This window comes from Wolbachia endosymbiont (group A) of Ancistrocerus nigricornis (assembly GCF_947250785.1).
In the GTDB taxonomy this organism is placed as follows: Bacteria; Pseudomonadota; Alphaproteobacteria; order Rickettsiales; family Anaplasmataceae; genus Wolbachia; species Wolbachia pipientis.
In genome coordinates, this window is sequence record NZ_OX366348.1 from 815524 (window position 1) to 834578 (window position 19055).

Annotated in this window: 13 protein-coding genes, 1 tRNA gene and 2 pseudogenes; 10 read left to right on the forward strand and 6 right to left on the reverse strand. The window is 35.5% G+C overall.

Annotated features, from left to right (window positions below; genetic code table 11):
• Positions 1-33: 33 nt before the first annotated feature.
• From OOK90_RS06750 to rsmA, 3 genes and pseudogenes are all read right to left on the reverse strand, one after another.
• Positions 34-1014 (reverse strand): annotated as a pseudogene (locus OOK90_RS06750) (IS3 family transposase).
• A gap of 63 nt (positions 1015-1077) precedes the next feature.
• Entirely contained in the window at positions 1078-2571 is a 1494-nt protein-coding gene (gene guaB / locus OOK90_RS04105) for an IMP dehydrogenase (RefSeq protein ID WP_065095043.1), read from the reverse strand.
• A gap of 116 nt (positions 2572-2687) precedes the next feature.
• The gene (gene rsmA, locus OOK90_RS04110) at positions 2688-3500 is read right to left on the reverse strand and encodes a 16S rRNA (adenine(1518)-N(6)/adenine(1519)-N(6))-dimethyltransferase RsmA (RefSeq protein WP_264705761.1); all 813 of its coding nucleotides are present in this window, start codon (positions 3498-3500) and stop codon (positions 2688-2690) included.
• A gap of 78 nt (positions 3501-3578) precedes the next feature.
• Between rsmA and OOK90_RS04115 the strand changes: the two genes are divergently transcribed.
• Together OOK90_RS04115 and OOK90_RS04120 are read left to right on the forward strand one after the other, a co-directional pair.
• A tRNA-Thr gene (locus OOK90_RS04115) sits at positions 3579-3651 on the forward strand.
• 24 nt (positions 3652-3675) lie between these two features.
• The gene (locus OOK90_RS04120; RefSeq protein WP_209472714.1) at positions 3676-4404 is read left to right on the forward strand and encodes a triosephosphate isomerase; all 729 of its coding nucleotides are present in this window, start codon (positions 3676-3678) and stop codon (positions 4402-4404) included.
• 221 nt (positions 4405-4625) lie between these two features.
• Here OOK90_RS04120 and dprA read toward each other — a convergent pair whose 3' ends face one another.
• Positions 4626-5714: a DNA-processing protein DprA gene (gene dprA / locus OOK90_RS04125; protein ID WP_264705762.1), complete on the reverse strand. Its 1089-nt coding sequence runs from the start codon at positions 5712-5714 to the stop codon at positions 4626-4628.
• A gap of 61 nt (positions 5715-5775) precedes the next feature.
• Here dprA and OOK90_RS04130 point away from each other — a divergent pair, with 61 nt between their 5' ends.
• From OOK90_RS04130 to OOK90_RS04165, 8 genes and pseudogenes are all read left to right on the forward strand, one after another.
• Positions 5776-6150 carry a ferredoxin family protein gene (locus tag OOK90_RS04130; protein ID WP_077188509.1) on the forward strand — a complete coding sequence of 125 codons (375 nt, stop codon included), beginning with the start codon at positions 5776-5778 and terminating at the stop codon, positions 6148-6150.
• Between the two features lie 193 nt (positions 6151-6343).
• Positions 6344-7129, forward strand: a complete 786-nt coding sequence (locus OOK90_RS04135; RefSeq protein WP_264705763.1) for a hypothetical protein — start codon at positions 6344-6346, stop codon at positions 7127-7129.
• Between the two features lie 88 nt (positions 7130-7217).
• Positions 7218-8171: a D-alanine--D-alanine ligase gene (locus tag OOK90_RS04140; protein ID WP_264705764.1), complete on the forward strand. Its 954-nt coding sequence runs from the start codon at positions 7218-7220 to the stop codon at positions 8169-8171.
• On the forward strand, positions 8152-8910 hold the full coding sequence (locus tag OOK90_RS04145; protein WP_264705765.1) for a cell division protein FtsQ/DivIB: 759 nt from the start codon (positions 8152-8154) through the stop codon (positions 8908-8910). Before OOK90_RS04140 ends, OOK90_RS04145 begins: the two co-directional genes overlap by 20 nt.
• A gap of 851 nt (positions 8911-9761) precedes the next feature.
• Complete coding sequence (locus OOK90_RS04150; protein ID WP_264705766.1) at positions 9762-10868, forward strand: D-alanyl-D-alanine carboxypeptidase family protein; 1107 nt, start codon at positions 9762-9764, stop codon at positions 10866-10868.
• A gap of 99 nt (positions 10869-10967) precedes the next feature.
• Entirely contained in the window at positions 10968-11282 is a 315-nt protein-coding gene (locus OOK90_RS04155) for a DMT family transporter (RefSeq protein ID WP_010082606.1), read from the forward strand.
• A gap of 16 nt (positions 11283-11298) precedes the next feature.
• Positions 11299-11643 carry a DMT family transporter gene (locus OOK90_RS04160; RefSeq protein ID WP_006279756.1) on the forward strand — a complete coding sequence of 115 codons (345 nt, stop codon included), beginning with the start codon at positions 11299-11301 and terminating at the stop codon, positions 11641-11643.
• A gap of 266 nt (positions 11644-11909) precedes the next feature.
• Positions 11910-13053: pseudogene (locus OOK90_RS04165) on the forward strand (transposase).
• A gap of 141 nt (positions 13054-13194) precedes the next feature.
• Here OOK90_RS04165 and putA read toward each other — a convergent pair.
• A complete protein-coding gene (putA, locus tag OOK90_RS04170) occupies positions 13195-16335 on the reverse strand; it encodes a bifunctional proline dehydrogenase/L-glutamate gamma-semialdehyde dehydrogenase PutA (protein ID WP_264705767.1) in 3141 nt (1046 codons plus the stop codon).
• A gap of 134 nt (positions 16336-16469) precedes the next feature.
• The gene (gene acnA, locus OOK90_RS04175) at positions 16470-19055 is read right to left on the reverse strand and encodes an aconitate hydratase AcnA (protein WP_264705768.1); all 2586 of its coding nucleotides are present in this window, start codon (positions 19053-19055) and stop codon (positions 16470-16472) included.

Genomic DNA, 19055 nt, shown 5'->3' on the forward strand with positions numbered 1-19055 from the left:
AGGAATGCAATAGTTAATAGTAGAATGTCTACGTTATTTGTTATAAAAGATTTCTATGTATTCAAATATGGCAGTTCTGGTTTGTTGAGCGAGAAGTATCAATAAGCAGCTCCCTTTTAAGTGAACTTTTCTGCAACAGAGTTATCGTAACAACAGCCCTTATGGCTCATGCTGGAAATGATGTTTTTTGTATTCAATAGAAATTGGTAATTTTGAGAGGTATACTGTGACCCTTGATCGCTATGTAACAGCAGATTTTTATCGGGTTTGCGTTTATCAACGGCCATCAATAAAGAATCTATAACTAATTATCATGTTACTCATTAACCACCATGCGTGAATATAGGTCAATTATTGCCGCCAACAACCTTCTTTAGTTTTTATGTAGGTAATCCCAAACTTTATTTGGCTGATCAGTAGTAAAATTTTGATCCAATGTGTTCGGAGCCACAACTCAGTTGCTTATTTGCTGTTTTTTATTTTTGAACCTTCGTCTAAACTTGGCTTTAATGCCATTTTCTTGCATAACACTTTGTACTGTTTTAATTTTTGCCTAAAGCTTTTAATTCAGCGTGAATTTTAGGGGCTCCATATCTGCATTTAGAAGCTTGATGTATTTTTTGAATATCTGCTAGAAGCCCTTCTTTTGCTAATTCTTTACTGCTTTTTTCCTTAGCAACCCATACCACCAGTACAAAACCCTACATAGTTCCTGTGTTTTATAGCAATTTCTATATAAAAGAATACTTTACTCTTTTTCTTTGCCCAGGGCTTTTTTTAAGATTTCTCTTTCTCTTATTAGCTCTTTTTTTAGATCAAATCTTTCTTTGTCATAAGGAGCCTTTGCCTGGAAATGCGTATGCTCCAGACATTTTTCCATCATATTTTCTTACTTAACATACTGCCATCTATACCTAGATCTTTTGCTATTTTTGTACTTGCTTGACCTGTTTCTTTAACCAGCTTAACAGCTTCTAATTTGAATTCTGCTGTATATTCTCTTCTATTTGTCATATTTTGAAAAAACGTTTTATTTTACTCCAAAAACGTCTTAACTTTCTCTCTACTTTTTCTGGACTACTCCGAATCGGTTGACAAATTGGACGTTTGATAAGCATAATTTGGAGCTTCTTGTGTAATGACTATATCATGAGCGTGACTCTCTCTTAATCCTGATGCAGTAATAGTAACAAATTTACAATTTTTTTTCATCTCTTCTATATTCCTATTACCAGTATACCCCATTGCAGCTTGCAATCCGCCAATCAATTGATGGATTACTCCTGAAGCTGGACCTTTGAATGGAACTCTTCCTTCCACTCCTTGTGGAACTAATTTGAGTTTTGAATCTTTATCTTGAAAATAACGGCTAGCTGAACCTCGTTTCATTGCACTAATAGATCCCATTCCTCGATAGCCTTTATATGCTCTGCCCTTATACATAATAATCTCACCTGGGCTTTCGTCAGTGCCAGCAAAAATCGAACCAATCATCACAGAGTCAGCACCAGCTGCAATAGCTTTTGCAACATCTCCTGAGTATTTTACCCCACCATCAGCAATTAGTCTGACGTTTCTTGCTCTACACGCCTCTGCAACATTCTTGATTGCAGAGAATTGTGGCACACCAACACCTGTAACTATTCTGGTTGTACAGATTGATCCTGGTCCTATTCCAACCTTCACTGCATCAACACCCGCATCAATCAACGCTTCAGCAGCCTCCTTTGTTGCAATGTTTCCGCCAATTAATTGCGTATTAGGATACATCTTTTTTATTTCCCTAATGGTATTGATAACGTTTTCGGAATGACCGTGAGCAGTATCCACAACAACTACATCAACTTCTTCTCCGATCAAAGCTTCACATCTGTCTATACCATCTTTTTTACCAGTGCCAATTGCAGCGGCAACTCTGAGACGCCCTTTACTGTCTTTACATGAATTTGGGTATCTATTGTATTTTTCAATGTCTTTAACCGTAATTAAACCTATACAACAAGAATTTTCATCTACGACCAAAAGCTTTTCTATTCTATTTTCATGCAACAATTTCATTGCTGAGGCACTATTCACTCCCTGCTCCCGCACTGTCACTAACTTATCTTTTGTCATCACTTCGGAAACTTTTACATTCATGTTCTGGTCTTCAATAAATCTCACATCTCGGTTAGTTAAAATTCCAACTAACTTGCGTTGATCGACTACAGGAATGCCAGAATAATTGTGCTCTCTCATTAATGAAATTGCTTCCGCAACTGTTTTATCCGGTGAAATCGTAATTGGGTTATACACGATCCAACTTTCATATTTTTTCACCCTTCTCACTTCTAAAACTTGTTCATCTATTGATAAATTCTTATGTATGCAACCTATCCCTCCATGTTGGGCAATAGCTATTGCAAAGCCCGATTCAGTAACAGTATCCATTGCAGAGGATATGAGAGGGATATTTAGTTCTATACTATTTGTTAAATAAGTTTTTGTATCTGCATCGCAAGGCAATATATTAGAATAGGCTGGCAAAAGAAGTATATCGTCAAACGAATAACAAGCTTCCATTTTTTTCATAGGCTTTATTTAAAGCTTATACGCCAATTAATTAAATTGCAATAGGCAAAATTAGCTAGGAGCCTTTAATTGTATAGCTCTAACTGTTTTTAGGAGATAGAAAAGCTATATGGTTGCTAATACATTTTATTGCAAAATAAGCATTCTACATTATTTGCCAGCAAACAAAACTGCTCAATAGTTAAGTTTTCTGGACGCTGGTTTCCGCTCAATTTAGCGTTTTCAAGGACAGTTTCAGCGTGGTTCGTTATATTTTGCAAGCTATTTCTCAGCATCTTTCTTCTTTGAGAAAAAACGACACGTGTTAACCTTGTTAAGGTTTCCAAATTTACTGCAAACTTTGGGGTAGGCAAAGGATTTACTGTAATTACTGAAGAATGTATTTTTGGTCTTGGAAAAAACTCTTTAGGTTCAATATCAAATTCCTTTTTTATATCACATAGCAACTGGCTTAGCACTGATAAGGAACCATAATCTTTAGAATTGGGTCTTGCCGTAATGCGATCTGCTACCTCTTTTTGAAACATTAATGTCAAGTTCGTAAAAAATTTTATATTATTTAACCACTTTAAAAATAACACTACCGAGATATTGTAAGGCAAGTTAGCAATAACTTTAACTGGGCGCTCTATCAGCTCTTCTTCTGTAACATGCAGTGGATCCGCTTCTATAATTCTATACTTTCCTTGATGCTCATTTAGCAGTTGGTCATGGTGTTTTACTAAATCTCTATCTTTTTCTATAGAAAGTAGAGACTTTGGATTATGCACCAATATTTCTCTTGTTAATGCACCATATCCAGGACCAATTTCAATGACATTAAAATTTTCCAGACTACCAGCTAAAGCGACGATTTTTTTTGTTATCTCACTCGATAAAATAAAATTTTGCCCTAGACTCTTTTTTGGCTTCAGTAAAAATTTTTTCATATTATTTTCATTATACAGTATTTTAAAAATTAGTTGACGAAAATTCATTGATAATTGTATATTATTAATGTGTTTAACGCCGGCTTAGCTCAATTGGTAGAGCAACTGACTTGTAATCAGTAGGTTGTCAGTTCAAGTCCGACAGCCGGCACTCTCGCCCATATAAGTAAAGTTGATGTCCTTTTTAATAGTAGCAAATTGGAAAATGAATGGAATGCGTTCTTCATTTGTTGACTTTATAGGCAAACTTAACAACAAGAGCAACGAAATTACCTCTAAGCTAGTGATTTGCCCTCCTTTTACGTCATTTCCAAGCAGTATAGAGTTGAACAATAATATTAATATAGGAGCACAGAATTGCCATCATAAAAAGTTCGGTTCTTACACAGGTGAAATTAGCGCAGAAATGTTAAAAGAACTAGGGTGTACTTACGTAATACTTGGGCATTCTGAAAGGGCTAATGAAAAAGATAGTGAAATAAAACTTAAGTCGGAAATAGCAATAGAATCAGGCTTACACCCAATTATCTGTGTAGGTGAAAATTCAGAAGATTATAAGAATGAAAAAACAAAAGAAGTAATAGAATATCAATGTAAAAACCGCTTGCCAACACACGGTGAATATACCGTAGCATATGAGCCAATATGGGCAATAGGCACAGGTCATGTGCCAAATAATGATGCAATTACTGAGGTGATAGAGGTAATAAAATTGTGTACTAGTAAAAAACACATTATATATGGTGGTTCAGTTAGTTCAGAAAATATAGAAAATTTGTTAAATATTTCAAATTTATCAGGAGTTTTAATTGGCAGTGCAAGCTTAGATTTCGATCACTTTTATAAAATTATACAACAAGTTGAAAAAAAGTTTTCTCTTATCAATTCTAAAATCAGCAACTAAGAATCCTATGATAAATGTCATCATTTCAGTGTCAAGCATATATAGCTAACCCAAGAAAGATTTCCCTACGTCATACCGCGATTCATTCGCGGTATCTCAGCATAGATTCCGCTAACGAGTAGCGGAATGACGAATTTGTTGTTTTTCAAATTGTAGGTAAACCTAAGCCACTTTAGCTATATCTGTACGAACATCTAGTAAAACGACATAGCTAAAGTAATCTAGAAAATTAACGATATTTTATTCCCCGGTGAACGCTCTATTTTGTTTTCCAACTCTAGTTCTAAAAGAGCCATTAGAGCTATGTTGGTAGAAAGTCCGCTTGCTAATATAAGTTCATCTATATCAACAGGTACAGAGTTAATATGATTAACTATAACAGATTTTGCCTGTTGTAATTTTTCTTGTTTTTGGTTAACAAAATGGTGCTCAACATCAAATAGGTTTTTTTGCTGCGGAGGTAAACTAAACCTAATACTCTCTATTATGTCATCAGCGGATTCGATAAGCTTAGCACCGTTTTTAATTAAATAATTACTACCACTACAGCGTGAATCTAAAGGGAAACCAGAAACTGCAAACACCTCTCTCCCTTGATTTAAAGCAAAATCTGCTGTTATTAGAGAGCCAGAACGTTTCGATGCTTCAATCACTGCAAAACCCAGCGATAGACCAGATATAATTCGATTCCTTTGAGGAAAATACTGAGGCTTTGGTTTAGTAGCAAATGGAAGCTCAGTAACTATTAATCCGCCATTCTCGGTGATTTTTTTGTATAGATCAAAATTCTCTTTTGGGTACACCACATCAATTCCACTTGCTGTAACAGCAATAGTGGGATGATCTTTGTATATTACACTGTTTGCTGCAGTATCGATTCCTTTTGCAAGTCCAGAAACAATAACAAAACCAGCTTCGCTTAAATCAAGTGCCAACTTATTGGCAAAATTTCTTCCATTCATCGAAGAGTTACGCCCACCGATTATTGCAATTATCTCACGGCTTAATAATGATATATCACCAAACGCAGTTATTACAGGAGGACAACTAGAGATATTTCTTAAAAGATCAGGGTAATCTGGGTCACATGCGGGTATAATTTTAGCTCCAATTCTTTCTGCATTATTGATTTCTTCTCGTGCATCTTGAATGCCATACACCTTATTATTAGCCACCTTATTGAGATATTTCAACACCTCATCTAGCGATCCATGTGTTCTTAGTATACTAAAAAACTTTATTGGTCCTATAGTTCTAGCCAAGCTTAACCATACTTCTAATTCTTCGTTGTTCAATTTATTTATCTTCATAAAAGGCTTGAATTTCTTATCAATTTAGTGTACCCAAGATAATACAAATATACAGTGTTTTATGACGCATTTTGTTACAGATAAATGCATAAAATGTAAATATACGGACTGTGTGGAAGTATGTCCCGTTGACTGCTTCTATGAAGGTAAAAACATGCTCGTGATTAACCCAGATGAATGTATTGATTGCGGAGTGTGCATACCTGAGTGTCCAGTAGATGCAATTGTAACTGATGATTCCATAAAAGATATTTTAGAACTAGATGAAGAGTTACTGAACAGTGAACAAAAAATCTTCAAATCATTTTACAACATAAACGTAGAATACTCACAAAAATGGCCAAATATCACAGCTAAGAAGCAACCCCTCTATACCGCAGAAGAGTATAAGGAAAAAAAGGATAAAACAGCTTATTTTGATGAAAATTTAGAATAATGCTACTGAAGGAAAAGAAACTTTTTGTATTTCAGGGTTGTTGTTTTTGGTTGCTGAAAATAGTTGCGTTATCTAAGTTGTTATGCTGATAAATTAGTATCGATTAACTTAAGGATTAAGGAAAAAGGCTTATTGACTTTTGAAATATTTGATTATAAAACTAGCTGTTAGCATTAAATCTTGGGGGTAAGTTATGAGTATAAATAAAAGAGAAACCATTAAAAAGATTGAAGGGTTACTTTTTCAAGTGAATGGTGATCTTGAAAAAACATGTGATCTATTATCAACAGTAGAGTTAACCGAAGATGATATTAAAATATTGCTGAAAGAGATGATAAAAGAGTATCATAGCTTATCTGAAAAGATTTCTTATAGTTGTGGAATTACTGCAGGCGGTGCACAAGATGCCAACGCAAACAGCTTCAACGAAGTTTTTAAGCTAGGTTCACAAGAGTTAGCATTAGCAATGATGTCAGATTTCAGAAAGTCTTATGATCAAGAATTATTTAAGAAATATAAAAAAGAAGAAATGTCTTATCCTGAAGGAGAAGGAATACAATTTATTAGAGAATTGAGAGTTTTAAGTAGAATACTTACTATATCTTTAATAAGGAAACTTGATGAAGTTTACAAGTTTACTCCAGAAGAAATTGAGCGTTTGAAGGAATATATATTAGCTAGCAACTATGATACAAACAAAAGTCTTTCTGATATAGACAAATATATGCATGCACTATCTGCCTTAATTAGAAACCCCTCACTTGATACAAAAAAGATATTTGAGCTAAATAATCGAATGATAATACACACTACAGCCTTAATTGATTTAGTAACTAGTGGAGTAGTGAAAAAAGAAGAAGCAAAAGAACAATCTGCTGAGGATTTAGAAAAGCTTATCTGTGAACAGTATAAAGGTGCAGCAAACACGCCACTACCGTTGCCGAGCACGCTATTTGAAGTGGATAAAAAAAGTGCTTGAAGAAAGTAAGAAGGTCTTATAGTTAGCCAAAGTAGGTATTTAATAAGCTTAATGTAACCATTATATATGCTATATAGTAAAACATAGAATGCTTATGGTTCCAACTATAGCAATTTTAAGTGGTGGGTTTTCTTGTGAGAGAGAAATATCGCTTATGAGCGGAAAAGCAGTAAAGAAGGCGCTCGATAGCCTTTCATACAATGCAATAGAAATAGATGTTGACAGCAACATTGCTGAAAAGCTTAGAAAAATTAATTCGGGCCTTGCTTTTATCGCTCTGCATGGACCTTATGGTGAAGATGGCTGCATTCAAGGTTTATTGGAGATTTTAGGTATAAAATATACACACTCAGGAGTTATGGCTTCTGCTGTTGCTATGAATAAAGTGATGTCAAAGCATATATTTCGGTCCCTTAGTATCGACACTCCAAAAGGTTATGTAATTAGCCGAGAAGATCTACTAAAAAATAATATTAAAATTGATTATCCGTACGTCTTAAAACCAATTAATGAAGGTTCAAGTATTGGAGTGTACATAATTTTCTCGCACGAGGATTACTTAGAACTGAAAGATAATAGTTCTACTATAATGGAAAAGATGATCGTAGAAGAATACATACCGGGCATAGAGTTACATACTGCTGTATTGCTGGATGAAGCAATTGGCACTATAGAAGTACGACCAAAAAATAAATTCTATGATTATGAAGCAAAGTATACAGATGGATTTACAGAACATATATTTCCTGCTGAAATTCCTAACAATATATATAAAATGACCTTGGAACACGCACTGAAAGTTCATCAATTTTTAGGATGCAAAACTATTTCCCGCTCAGATTTCCGTTATAATCCCAAAAATAACACTTTAAAAATGCTTGAGATTAATACACATCCTGGCTTTACTGAGTTATCGTTAGTGCCAGAAATTGCAAAATTGGCAAAAGGAATCAATTTTAATGAATTAGTTAAAATTATTATTGAAGATAGTTTGCAGCACAAAAATATTAGGGATTTAAGTCATGTTGAGCAGTATTACTAGAAGCCAAAGGAGTTTTTTGCGTAAGTGTACCTTGGTTATTATCACAGCACTTTTTCTTACGCTAATACTTTACAGCTCACTTGATAAAATAATAAATCGATTTAATTACTACTTTACTTGGTATAATGACTGCCTATCTAGTTTATTACTCAGTAGTGGATTTTCAATCGACGAAGTAGTCGTGAGCGGCAATAAATTTACAAACAAAAAGGATATTCTAAGTTTGACAGATAGAACGCAACCTATCCTGTATATATCACTTTCAAAACTTGCCGGTAACATACAATCCGTAAGCAGATGGATAAAACACGTAAGAGTTCACAGAATTTTGCCCAATACTCTACACATTAATATAGATGAGCATAAACCGTTTGCTCTCTGGAAAGATAATAACAAAACCTCGGTAATTGATTTTGAAGGTAAAGTGATCGTAGATGACTATTTAATAGATGATCTTGTTGTAATTACAGGACAAAACTCATTATCAAACCTAGAATTTGTTAGAGATGTGTTAGAGAGTAAAACTCAATTAAGTGACCACATTTCTTCTTTTGCTTATATAGGGAATAGAAGATGGAATATCATACTTGATAACGATTCCACAGTAAAACTGCCTGAAGATAACCCTTATAGTGCATGGGACTATTTAAACCACTTACACAATACAACTGATTTTACTTTCAGCGATTGGAGTATTATTGATATGCGTATTACTGATAAAATTTTTGTGAAGAGGTGATCTGCTGTAATCCAAGTAGCCCCTTTTCCTGTCATCCCAGTGCCCAGACACTGGAATCCCGCCGCGAACCGTCATATCGCCACGAACCGTCATACCGCGATTCATTCGCGGTATCTCTTAACATAGATCCCTTATTTAACCGCCATACCTTAACATAGATCCCGCTAACACCTAGCGGGATGACGAGGTTATCGTCATGTCACCGCGAACCGTCATACCGTCACGAACCGTCATACCGCGATTCATTCGCGGTATCTCAGCCGCTAACAAGAGATCCCGCTAACACGTAGCGGGATGACGGTTGTCGTTTAGCTATAAATATTTAAGAAATTTACCAAACGAAAAAAAAGGCAAAAGAAGCCCCGTGGTTGGCTAATTACTTACATTATACTTTCAAGTATGGCGTTTTTTTATTCTAAACGCTTAATAACCGCGATTTAGCTGCTTTTTAATGCAACTAACCTTTAGTCATAAATGTTTAAGAAATTTACTAAACAGAAAAAAAGGCAAAAGAAACCCTAGGGTAGCTAGTTATTCACTATCCATTTTTTAAGTTGGCGTTTTTTTATGTTTTAAATGCTTTATAAGCGCATTTTAGCTTATATTAGGTAAAAACCTAGAAATTTTATAAAGACATAAGGTGCACATAGTGCAAAAAATTAAACATGAGACGCCAGATACGTGAGTTTTTTTGTCATTTAATCTGTACAGAGAAGATAAATAAATAGCTTCACTTTCATGATAAGGGGGCTGGCGAGGTTTGTCAAGGAATTTTTATGCAAGAGATCTATTGAAATGCCCCTGTAAAATTATACTATTAATTAGTACACTATAAATTTAAAATTATAGATATGTTAAGCAGATTGGTAATTTTGCTATTAGTTTTTATACTTCCTTTTTCTTCATACTCATACCAGTTTAGAACCAAAGCAAAGCAAGCAGTAGTCTTAGATTTAGCTTCAGACTCATTCATTTTTGACCATAATTCTGATGAAAAAATGGCCCCATCTTCAATGAGCAAGCTAATGACTTTATATATAGCCTTCGATTATCTAAAAGCTGGAATAATACACATGGAGGATAAATTTCGAGTAAGTAGAAAAGCGTGGGAAAGGAGAGGCTCTTCTATGTTTTTGAAAGAAGGTCAATCCGTTACGGTGAGGGAATTACTTGAAGGAATTACAATAGTCTCAGGCAATGATGCCTGCATAACACTAGCCGAGGGCATTGCAGGATCAGAAGAGAATTTTGTGGCTGAAATGAATGAAGTTGCACAAAATTTGAATCTGAATGACAGTCATTTTGTCAACTCAAGCGGGTGGCCAGATGAAGATCATTTTATGAACGCAAAAGACTTGGTAATGCTGGCAAAAAGGATTTTCACCGATTTTCCTGAATATTATGATTTATTTTCCGAACAATATTTGACATATAATGAAATTGTACAAAAGAATAAAAATCTTCTACTTTTTCACGATATTGGGGTTGATGGCTTAAAAACCGGTTATACAAATGCTGGTGGTTACGGCATTGTAGCATCTGCAAAACGAAATGATAGGAGAATTTTTGCTGTCGTAAATGGTTTAAACACTGAGAAAGAGCGAATAGAAGAAGCAAAAAGATTGATACAATACTCCTTAAATCATTTTAACACTAAGAAAATATTCGTTAAAGACAGCGTAGTTGAGGAAGTAAATGTTCTCTATGGAAAAGATAGAAAAGTGCCTATTACAGTTGCAAACGATGTTACCATAACTTACAACCGCAAATTGCATGACCAAATTAAGGTGCGTATTGAATATAAAGATATGATACCTGCACCCATTAAAAAAGGTCAAGAAGTGGGCAAAGTTTTTGTAGAAATACCAGGTATTGACCAACAAACTACACCACTTTATGCAGCAAATGACGTGCAGGAATTGAATTTCGTAGAAAAGTTTTTTAGGATGTTGTTTTAAGTTTGATATTAAAGCAATTCCGAAAGAGAGATCTATTGCACTTTAGTGTAGTTTTAACTAACAATTTCTGTTACAATACAAGATTGAAATGTTACGAAAATGTGCTGGTTGTATTTGTTGCTGTCTAGTATCCTAGAGATACTGTGGGCTGTAACGCTAAAGTTTAGTAACAGTTTTACTAAAGTTGTGCCTTCGATTGCAACATTGGTAATTATGATCATTAGCATTTACTTTTTATCTCTTGCAGCATGCTTTCTACCTATTAGGGTATGCTATGCAGTTTCCTCTGGAATATGCACAATTGGAATAACTATAATTGGTGCAACCACTTTCACAGAGAATATTAATTTATCTCAAGTTTTATGTATCGTTTTAATTGTAATAGGAAGCATAGGGCTAAAGCTCTCTATTTAAACCTAAAAATTTATGCATGAATTGGATATATTTACTCTTATCGTCACTAATTGAAGTGTTCTGGGTCATAACACTTAAGCATAGTTATGGATTTACTCATCTCGTACCATCAATAATTAGCATACTCTCCATGGCTCTTAGTACATATTTACTTTCGCTCGCTACACGTTCTATACCTATCGGAGTATGCTATGCAATTTGGACTGGAGTGGGCGCTATAGGAGCTTCGATACTTGGAGTTTACCTATTTGATGAACCAGTTAATTTATTCGAAGTAATATGCTTTATTTTAGTTACATTCGGGATTATAGGATTAAAATTGTTTGATACTGCAAAACAAACTGTTGATAAAATGGAATAAAAGATCCCACTGGGATGAAAGAAGCAGATACTCCATATTGTCATGCAAATTGGAATCCAGACTTTTTTCTATATAGCATGGTGAAGACGGGAAACCGTAACCGTTCACACAATGGCGTCAACTTAAGGAAAAATATCAGCGATAGTGTATAAAATTTCTCTCCAAATTTTTTATCATTAAATTATCCAAAGAGTGCAAGGGACAGCACTTTTGTTTCTGTTTTATTTCAACAAAGAAGTCTAAAATGTGTCCTTTTTAGGTGAAATATGCAAAAAGGAAAAAACCTTATTCTACAAATTAAAAATATAATATACTCGAAAACTTTTCAGAAAATCCATTGTGTTGAGTTTTACACGAACAAGAAAACTTCCTTTTTCGACAGTATTTTCTATGATTTTAAAGTTAGTTAAAAAAAGTTTGGGAATAGAATGTGAACTTATGGAGCCATTGACATGTACCCTCAAAGCAAGCTTTTTCTAAAGCAAGATATAAGATTTGCCATACAGGCTTTCAAGAATTTAAGCATCCAAACAGCCTATCAGGATGAACCTGAGTTGGAGAGGCTATAGACTTATTGCAGCAGATGGTTCTGGTATGAGATTACCCAGCTCTGGGGAAATTGTATCCGAGTTTGAACCAAATGGAACAACAGGCACCATTGGCAATTTGTTTGTTGATTTGTGTACTTCATTGATTTGCAGTGCTCGTCTTGCAGCTTGGAATATAGGTGAACAAACGTTGGCGGCAGAGCAATTACCCGAAGTTATCACTCAAATGCGTTTATTAAATCAAGAGAAATTATTATTTATCTATGATCGTCTTCAGTAAAATTCATTCAGCAGCATTATAATTTGGAAGTAGATTTTATTTTTCGCTTGCAAAAAAGAAATTATAGTAAGCTATGGGAACGCTGGCGAATTAGATTTTGATTTTATATTAGAAAATGAAAAGCTAAAAAATAAAATGAAAGGACAGAAAGTAAGAGTTATAGTGCTGACATTAGCCAACTGAGAAACAGAGTTTTTGACCGAGACTTTGGAGCAAAGCTTATGTGTTAAGGTGGCACATAGAGGAGTGCTATAAACGACTCAAAGTAGGAGCAGAGTTAGAGAATTTTTCTGGAGAGGCTGTATTACAAGAATTTTGGGCAAACTTGGTCATGTGCAATATATTATCGCTTCATATATGTGATGCACAAGGGCCTTGGAACCCAGATCAAATTACTGAGTATCGTTTAAATTTTTCAGTTTTATTTAGTGTAATGAGACAGAAACTCTATCAGGTACTTATTGCGCCAAAAAACTTTCAAGCCCTTTTTAAGTATACGCGCTAAAGTTAAAATCCGACCGGGACAGCCGCAATAAAGTAGATAAGCCTAAACGCCATCATGTCTTTAGGAGAGTTTGCTAATGAAAGTTCTTAAGTTGACGCCATTGGCTGAACGGATACGATTTATTTCAGTGCATGAGCTGGTCCTTTTCGGGTTTTAGCGCTGTGTACATAACTGCACGAACGTCTAGTTTAGGGGTAAGAAAAATTAGGGCCCGCAAATTAATCCAAACACATAAGTGTAGTGTTACCACCAAATGCTGTAGTGTTAACACTTACAACTTTTTCTGTAGAAAAACGCTGTAAATAATGAGGACCACCAGCTTTTGGCCCAGTGCCAGATAGTCCTCTACCACCAAATGGTTGTATCCCAACTGCTGCACCTATCTGGTTACGGTTGATGTAGACATTTCCAACTGATATTTTTTTACTTATAGTGTCAATTTGACTTTGTATACGACTCTGCAAAGAAAACGTAAGCCCATATCCAGTACTATTTATATCACTTATAACTTCATTTAATCGTGACTTGTTAAAACGTATGATATGTAAAATAGGACCAAATACTTCTTGCTTTAATTGCGAAATTTTTTGTATCTCATAAATATATGGAGGAAAGAAATAACCATTATGAGAATTTGTATCCATGGGTACTTTAAATAACAGATTTGAATCTTTATCCTCTGACATTTTTTGCGTATGTTGAGTGAGCATATCGATAGATGCTTTATCAATTATTGGACCAATATCAGTACTAAGTTGTATTGGGTCACCAATCTTGAGTTCTTGCGCTGCACCGCATATCATTTTTATCTGCTTCTCTGCTATGTCCTCTTGAATAAACAGCACTCTAAGCGCAGAACAGCGTTGGCCAGCGGTGCGAAACGCAGAAAGCAAAACATCCGTAGTCACTTGCTCTAAGAGAGCAGAGCTATCAACAATCATAGCATTTAATCCGCCAGTTTCAGCAATAAATGGCACAATAGGACCATCCCTATTTGCAAGCATTCTATTAATTATTTGAGCGGTTTGTGTTGAACCAGTAAAAGCTACACCGGAAATTCTATTGTCTGGAACTAATATTTTGCCTAAATATCCACCATCCCCAGGAATGAGGTGCAACACATTTTTTGATATCCCAGCTTCATGTAGTATCTTAACAGCTTCATAGGCAATAATCGGCGTTTGCTCTGCCGGTTTTGCCAGCACTGCATTACCTGCTGCAAGTGCAGCTGAAACCTGCCCAATGAAGATAGCAAGTGGAAAATTCCACGGTGATATACACAGGAAAACTCCCCTACCTTCAAAAAAGATGAAGTTATCTTCACCTGTTGGCCCTGGCAATTTTTTCCAGTCGCTCAGTTCATTTTTTGCTATCGTTGCGTAGTAACGTAAGAAATCCACTGCCTCTCTTACTTCCGCTATTGCATCAGATAAAATTTTTCCTGCTTCTACGATCAGAATATAAATCAACTCTTTCATCCTTTCTTCAAGCAAATCTGCAGCTTTTTCAAGGCATTTAGCGCGCTCTACTGCTGAAACATTCTGCCATTCAGTAAAAGCATTATGTGCTATTTCAAGAGCGTTTAAAGCTTGAACACTTGTTGTATTTGACACTTCTCCAATTACATTTTCCAAATGTGCAGGATTCACTACTTCGATAAATTCAGCACTATCAAATAGTGCCTTTCCATCAATTATTGGTCCAACTTGCCACTTTTTTTCACTAAAACCCTTTATATCATCTGCAAATTGTGAGACTATCACAGAATCACTAATATCCATTCCCAAAGAATTTTTTCTTTCTGGTCCCAAAATATCTTGTGGTAATGGAATGCCTGGATGAGGCTCATAATTAAAATTTATAGCTTTTTCCAGTGGATCTGAAATTAACTCATCGATTTTAACGTTAGGATCACTTATTTGATTAACAAACGAACTATTAGCTCCATTTTCAAGAAGACGTCTTATAAGATAAGGCAACAAGTCACTATGTTCCCCAACGGGTGCGTAGACACGACAGCTAACATTTGTTGCAAGCTCTGACATTGCATAATCATATAAGTCTTTTGCCATTCCATGTAAGCGTTGAAATTCAAATCCAGGGTGGTTTTTATCAGCAAGTTCCATGATAGAAGCAAAAGTATAGACGTTATGAGTTCCAAAGCATGGGTAAAAGCTGTTTGGTTTACTCAAAAGTTTCTGTGCGCACATGAGGTAAGATACGTCAGTATAGCTTTTTCTTGTAAATACTGAGTAATCATTTAATCCCAATTCTTGCGTACGCTTGATTTCTGAATCCCAATATGCACCTTTTACAAGCCTCACCATAATTTTGTGCTTTGATCGGATAGCAACATCTTCAACAAAGTCAAGAACAGATAAAGCACGTTTTTGATATGCTTGTACAGCCAAGCCGAGCCCTTCCCACTCAGAAAGTGATTCATCAAGCCGTAATTGTTCAAACAAGATTAAGAAAATTTCAAGCCTTTCTGTTTCTTCTGCGTCTATGCATAGTGAAATGTTGTATTTTTTTGCCTCGCGGCAGAGCTCTAAAACCTTAGTGAATATCTCACCAGCAATTCGGCCAAATTGACTAAATTCATAACGTGGGTGTAAAGCAGAAAGTTTGATTGAAATTCCATGGGATTTAAAACAATCATTTATTTCAGTGGATTCACCTATAGCTTTTATTGAGTGCATGTATGAATTAAAATACTCTTCTGCATCCTCAGTTGTGTGAGCAGCTTCGCCAAGCATATCAAAAGAGTATAAAAACTTACTATTGTCATCTAGTTTTGCGTACCTTAAAGCTTCTTCTATGGTTTCTCCAACAACAAAATGATTACCAAGCATAGACATTGCTTGTTTTACTGCTTTGCAAATGATCGGTTCTCCTAAATTCTTAAGTAACTTAGAAATTGCGTAATAGAACTTCGAATCGCCTTCATTATCTCTCAATATACTGCTACCTATCATTAAACTCCACGTGGAAGCATTGACGAACAATGAAGAAGAATATCCTAAATATTTACTCCATTCTTGATTGGCAATTTTATCTTTGATTAGCTCGTCTATTGTATAATCATCTGGTATTCTAAGTAGCGATTCAGCAAGGCACATCAATGCTATTCCTTCATCATTGGAAAGCGAGTATTGCTGCATAAAGGAATCTACAATACTTAATTTATTGTGTTTGATTTTTTCAATAACTTGTTTTGCAATATTATAAATTCTATTTTTTGAATCAGCCGAAAGCTCTGCTTTTTCTACAAGATAACGTATATAACTCTTTTCATCAGTACGATAAAATCCTTGTAAACGTTTTCTGAGTTCATTAGGTTCTTGTATAGAGCTTATCATATATAATTATCTCCAAAAAATACTCCGACACCATATGTATGGTGAAATTATATCATAACTTTGCGCAGAGCAAATTGCTATTTACAAAGGGATCAGGGCTGGCTAAAAGAAGTCCATGCAATAACTTCACTAAATCAAAAAGATTGTGCAAGTATGTAGCTCAACACTCCACCACACATCAAGTATTTAGTCTCAGTTGCGGTTTGTACACAGCATTTGAGTTGAATTGATTGCTTTGAATTATCCTTTCTTTTGATGATGCATTCTAGATTTCCACCTGGCACTATTTCACCTTTTATGCTTATTACCTCGCTACCATCAAATATCTTTCTGGTTATTCCATTTTGGAATATAAGTGGAAGAACACCCATGCCGACCAAGTTGGACCTATGTATACGCTCAAAGCTTTCTGCAATGACAACTTTAACCCCCAACAATAAAGTACCCTTTGCTGCCCAATCCCTACTTGAACCTGTGCCATACTCCTTTCCTGCCACAATGATGAGAGCTTCCTTGTAGCGCATTGCTGCATCAAAAATCGACATAGTTTCTTGAGAAGGAATATATTTTGTATAGCCGCCTTCGATGCTTACCATTTCATTTTTTATTCTAATGTTAGCAAAAGTCCCACGCATCATTACATTGTGGTTACCACGACGAGACCCATACGAATTAAAGTCCTGTGGCTCAATTCCAAGATTTTTTAAATATATACCTGCAGGACTACTTGAGGCAATATTTCCAGCAGGGGAAATGTGGTCAGTGGTTACGCTATCGCCAAACATTGCCAATATTTGTGCACCTTTTATATCGATTTTATTATTTTTAGGTGATAAATTATCAAAATAGGGCGGATTTTGTATGTAAGTGCTATTTGCATCCCAATTATAGATTTCACTTTTTTCACACTTTATCTTTCGCCAATGTTCATCACCAGAAAAAACATCCTTATACTTTTGTATAAACATCTCACGTGTTACCACATTTTTAACACAATCTTCGATTTCATTGTTTGTTGGCCATATATCCTTGAGATGGACGTCATTTCCATTCTTATCTTTGCATATTGAATCTTTTGTCAGATCAATTTGCACAGTACCAGCAAGTGCATATGCAACAACAAGTGGCGGAGATGCCAAGTAATTAGCTTTGACTAACGGATGAATTCTTCCTTCAAAGTTACGATTGCCAGATAAAACTGCAGCAACGGTTAAGTTTTTGTTTTTAATGCCATCTTCTATACCTTTATTAAGTGGACCAGAATTCCCAATGCAAGTTGTGCAACCATATCCAACTAGATTAAAACCCAAAGCATTTAGATCTACCTGCAATCCAGACTTTTCTAAATATTCTGTTACAACTTGTGACCCTGGAGCAAGAGAAGTTTTAACCCAAGGCTTTGATTTTAATCCAAGTTTAATTGCATTACGAGCTACAAGACCTGCAGCAATCATCACACTTGGATTAGAAGTATTAGTGCAGCTTGTTATTGCTGCAATAACTACACTTCCATCTTGGAGTTTATCGCTTTCCTTTGACTCATTAACTAAAAATGATTTAGAAAAAGACTCTGCCACTTGTGAAAGAAAAACCTTATCTTGTGGTCTTTTGGGACCAGCCATTACTGGCTCCACGCTTGATAAATTAAGCTCTAGTGTGTCAAAAAATGCTAACTCGTCACTACTACGCCACAGTCCTTGCTCTTTCGCATAAGCCTCAACTAGCTTAATCAGCTTTTCTGGCCTTCCGGTTAAGCTTAAATAATCTAGCGTTTTTTGATCAATTGGAAAAAATCCACAAGTTGCGCCATACTCCGGGGCCATGTTTGCTATAGTGGCTCTATCTGCCAAAGATAAATAATCTAAACCATCACCATAAAATTCTACAAACTTACCAACAACGCCTTTTGTTCTTAGGATATTGGTAACCATCAGCACTAAATCGGTCGCAGTTACTCCTTCCGACAATCTGCCAATTAATTTAAATCCAACTACTTCTGGAATCACCATACTAATTGGTTGACCAAGCATCACAGACTCAGCTTCTATGCCTCCAACACCCCAACCAAGAACTGATAATCCGTTAACCATTGTAGTATGGCTGTCAGTACCAACTAAAGTATCAGGATATATGACTCCATCATTATTACACACAACTTGCGCTAAATATTCAAGATTCACTTGGTGGCAAATCCCTGTGCCAGGCGGCACTACTCTAAAATTTGTGAAGGACGATTCTCCCCACTTTAAAAATTGATATCTCTCCAAATTTCTTTTTACTTCTAACTCAACATTCTTACTGAATGCGGAAACACTTCCATAACTATCTACTTGAACAGAATGGTCAATCACAAGATCAACCGGTACAGACGGATTTATATTGCTTGGGTTTCCTCCATTTTTCTTAACATAGTCCCGCATTGAAGCTAGATCAACAACAGCAGGAACCCCTGTAAAATCTTGCATCAACACCCTTGCTGGTTTATAGCTAATTTCGTGATTAGTGTGTTTATTAACGCAGTCTGCTAGTACTCTTATGTCATCTAGCTTTACGTTTACTCCATCTTCATTGCGCAATAAACTTTCAAGCAGAACCTTAAGTGAGCAAGGCAATTTAGTCACATCTATTCCTAAAAATTCACTAGCACTACTTAGGCTAAAATAGTTGTATGACTTCCCGTCAATGTTTAAAGTCGTTTTTGCATTTAAAGAATTGTTCAT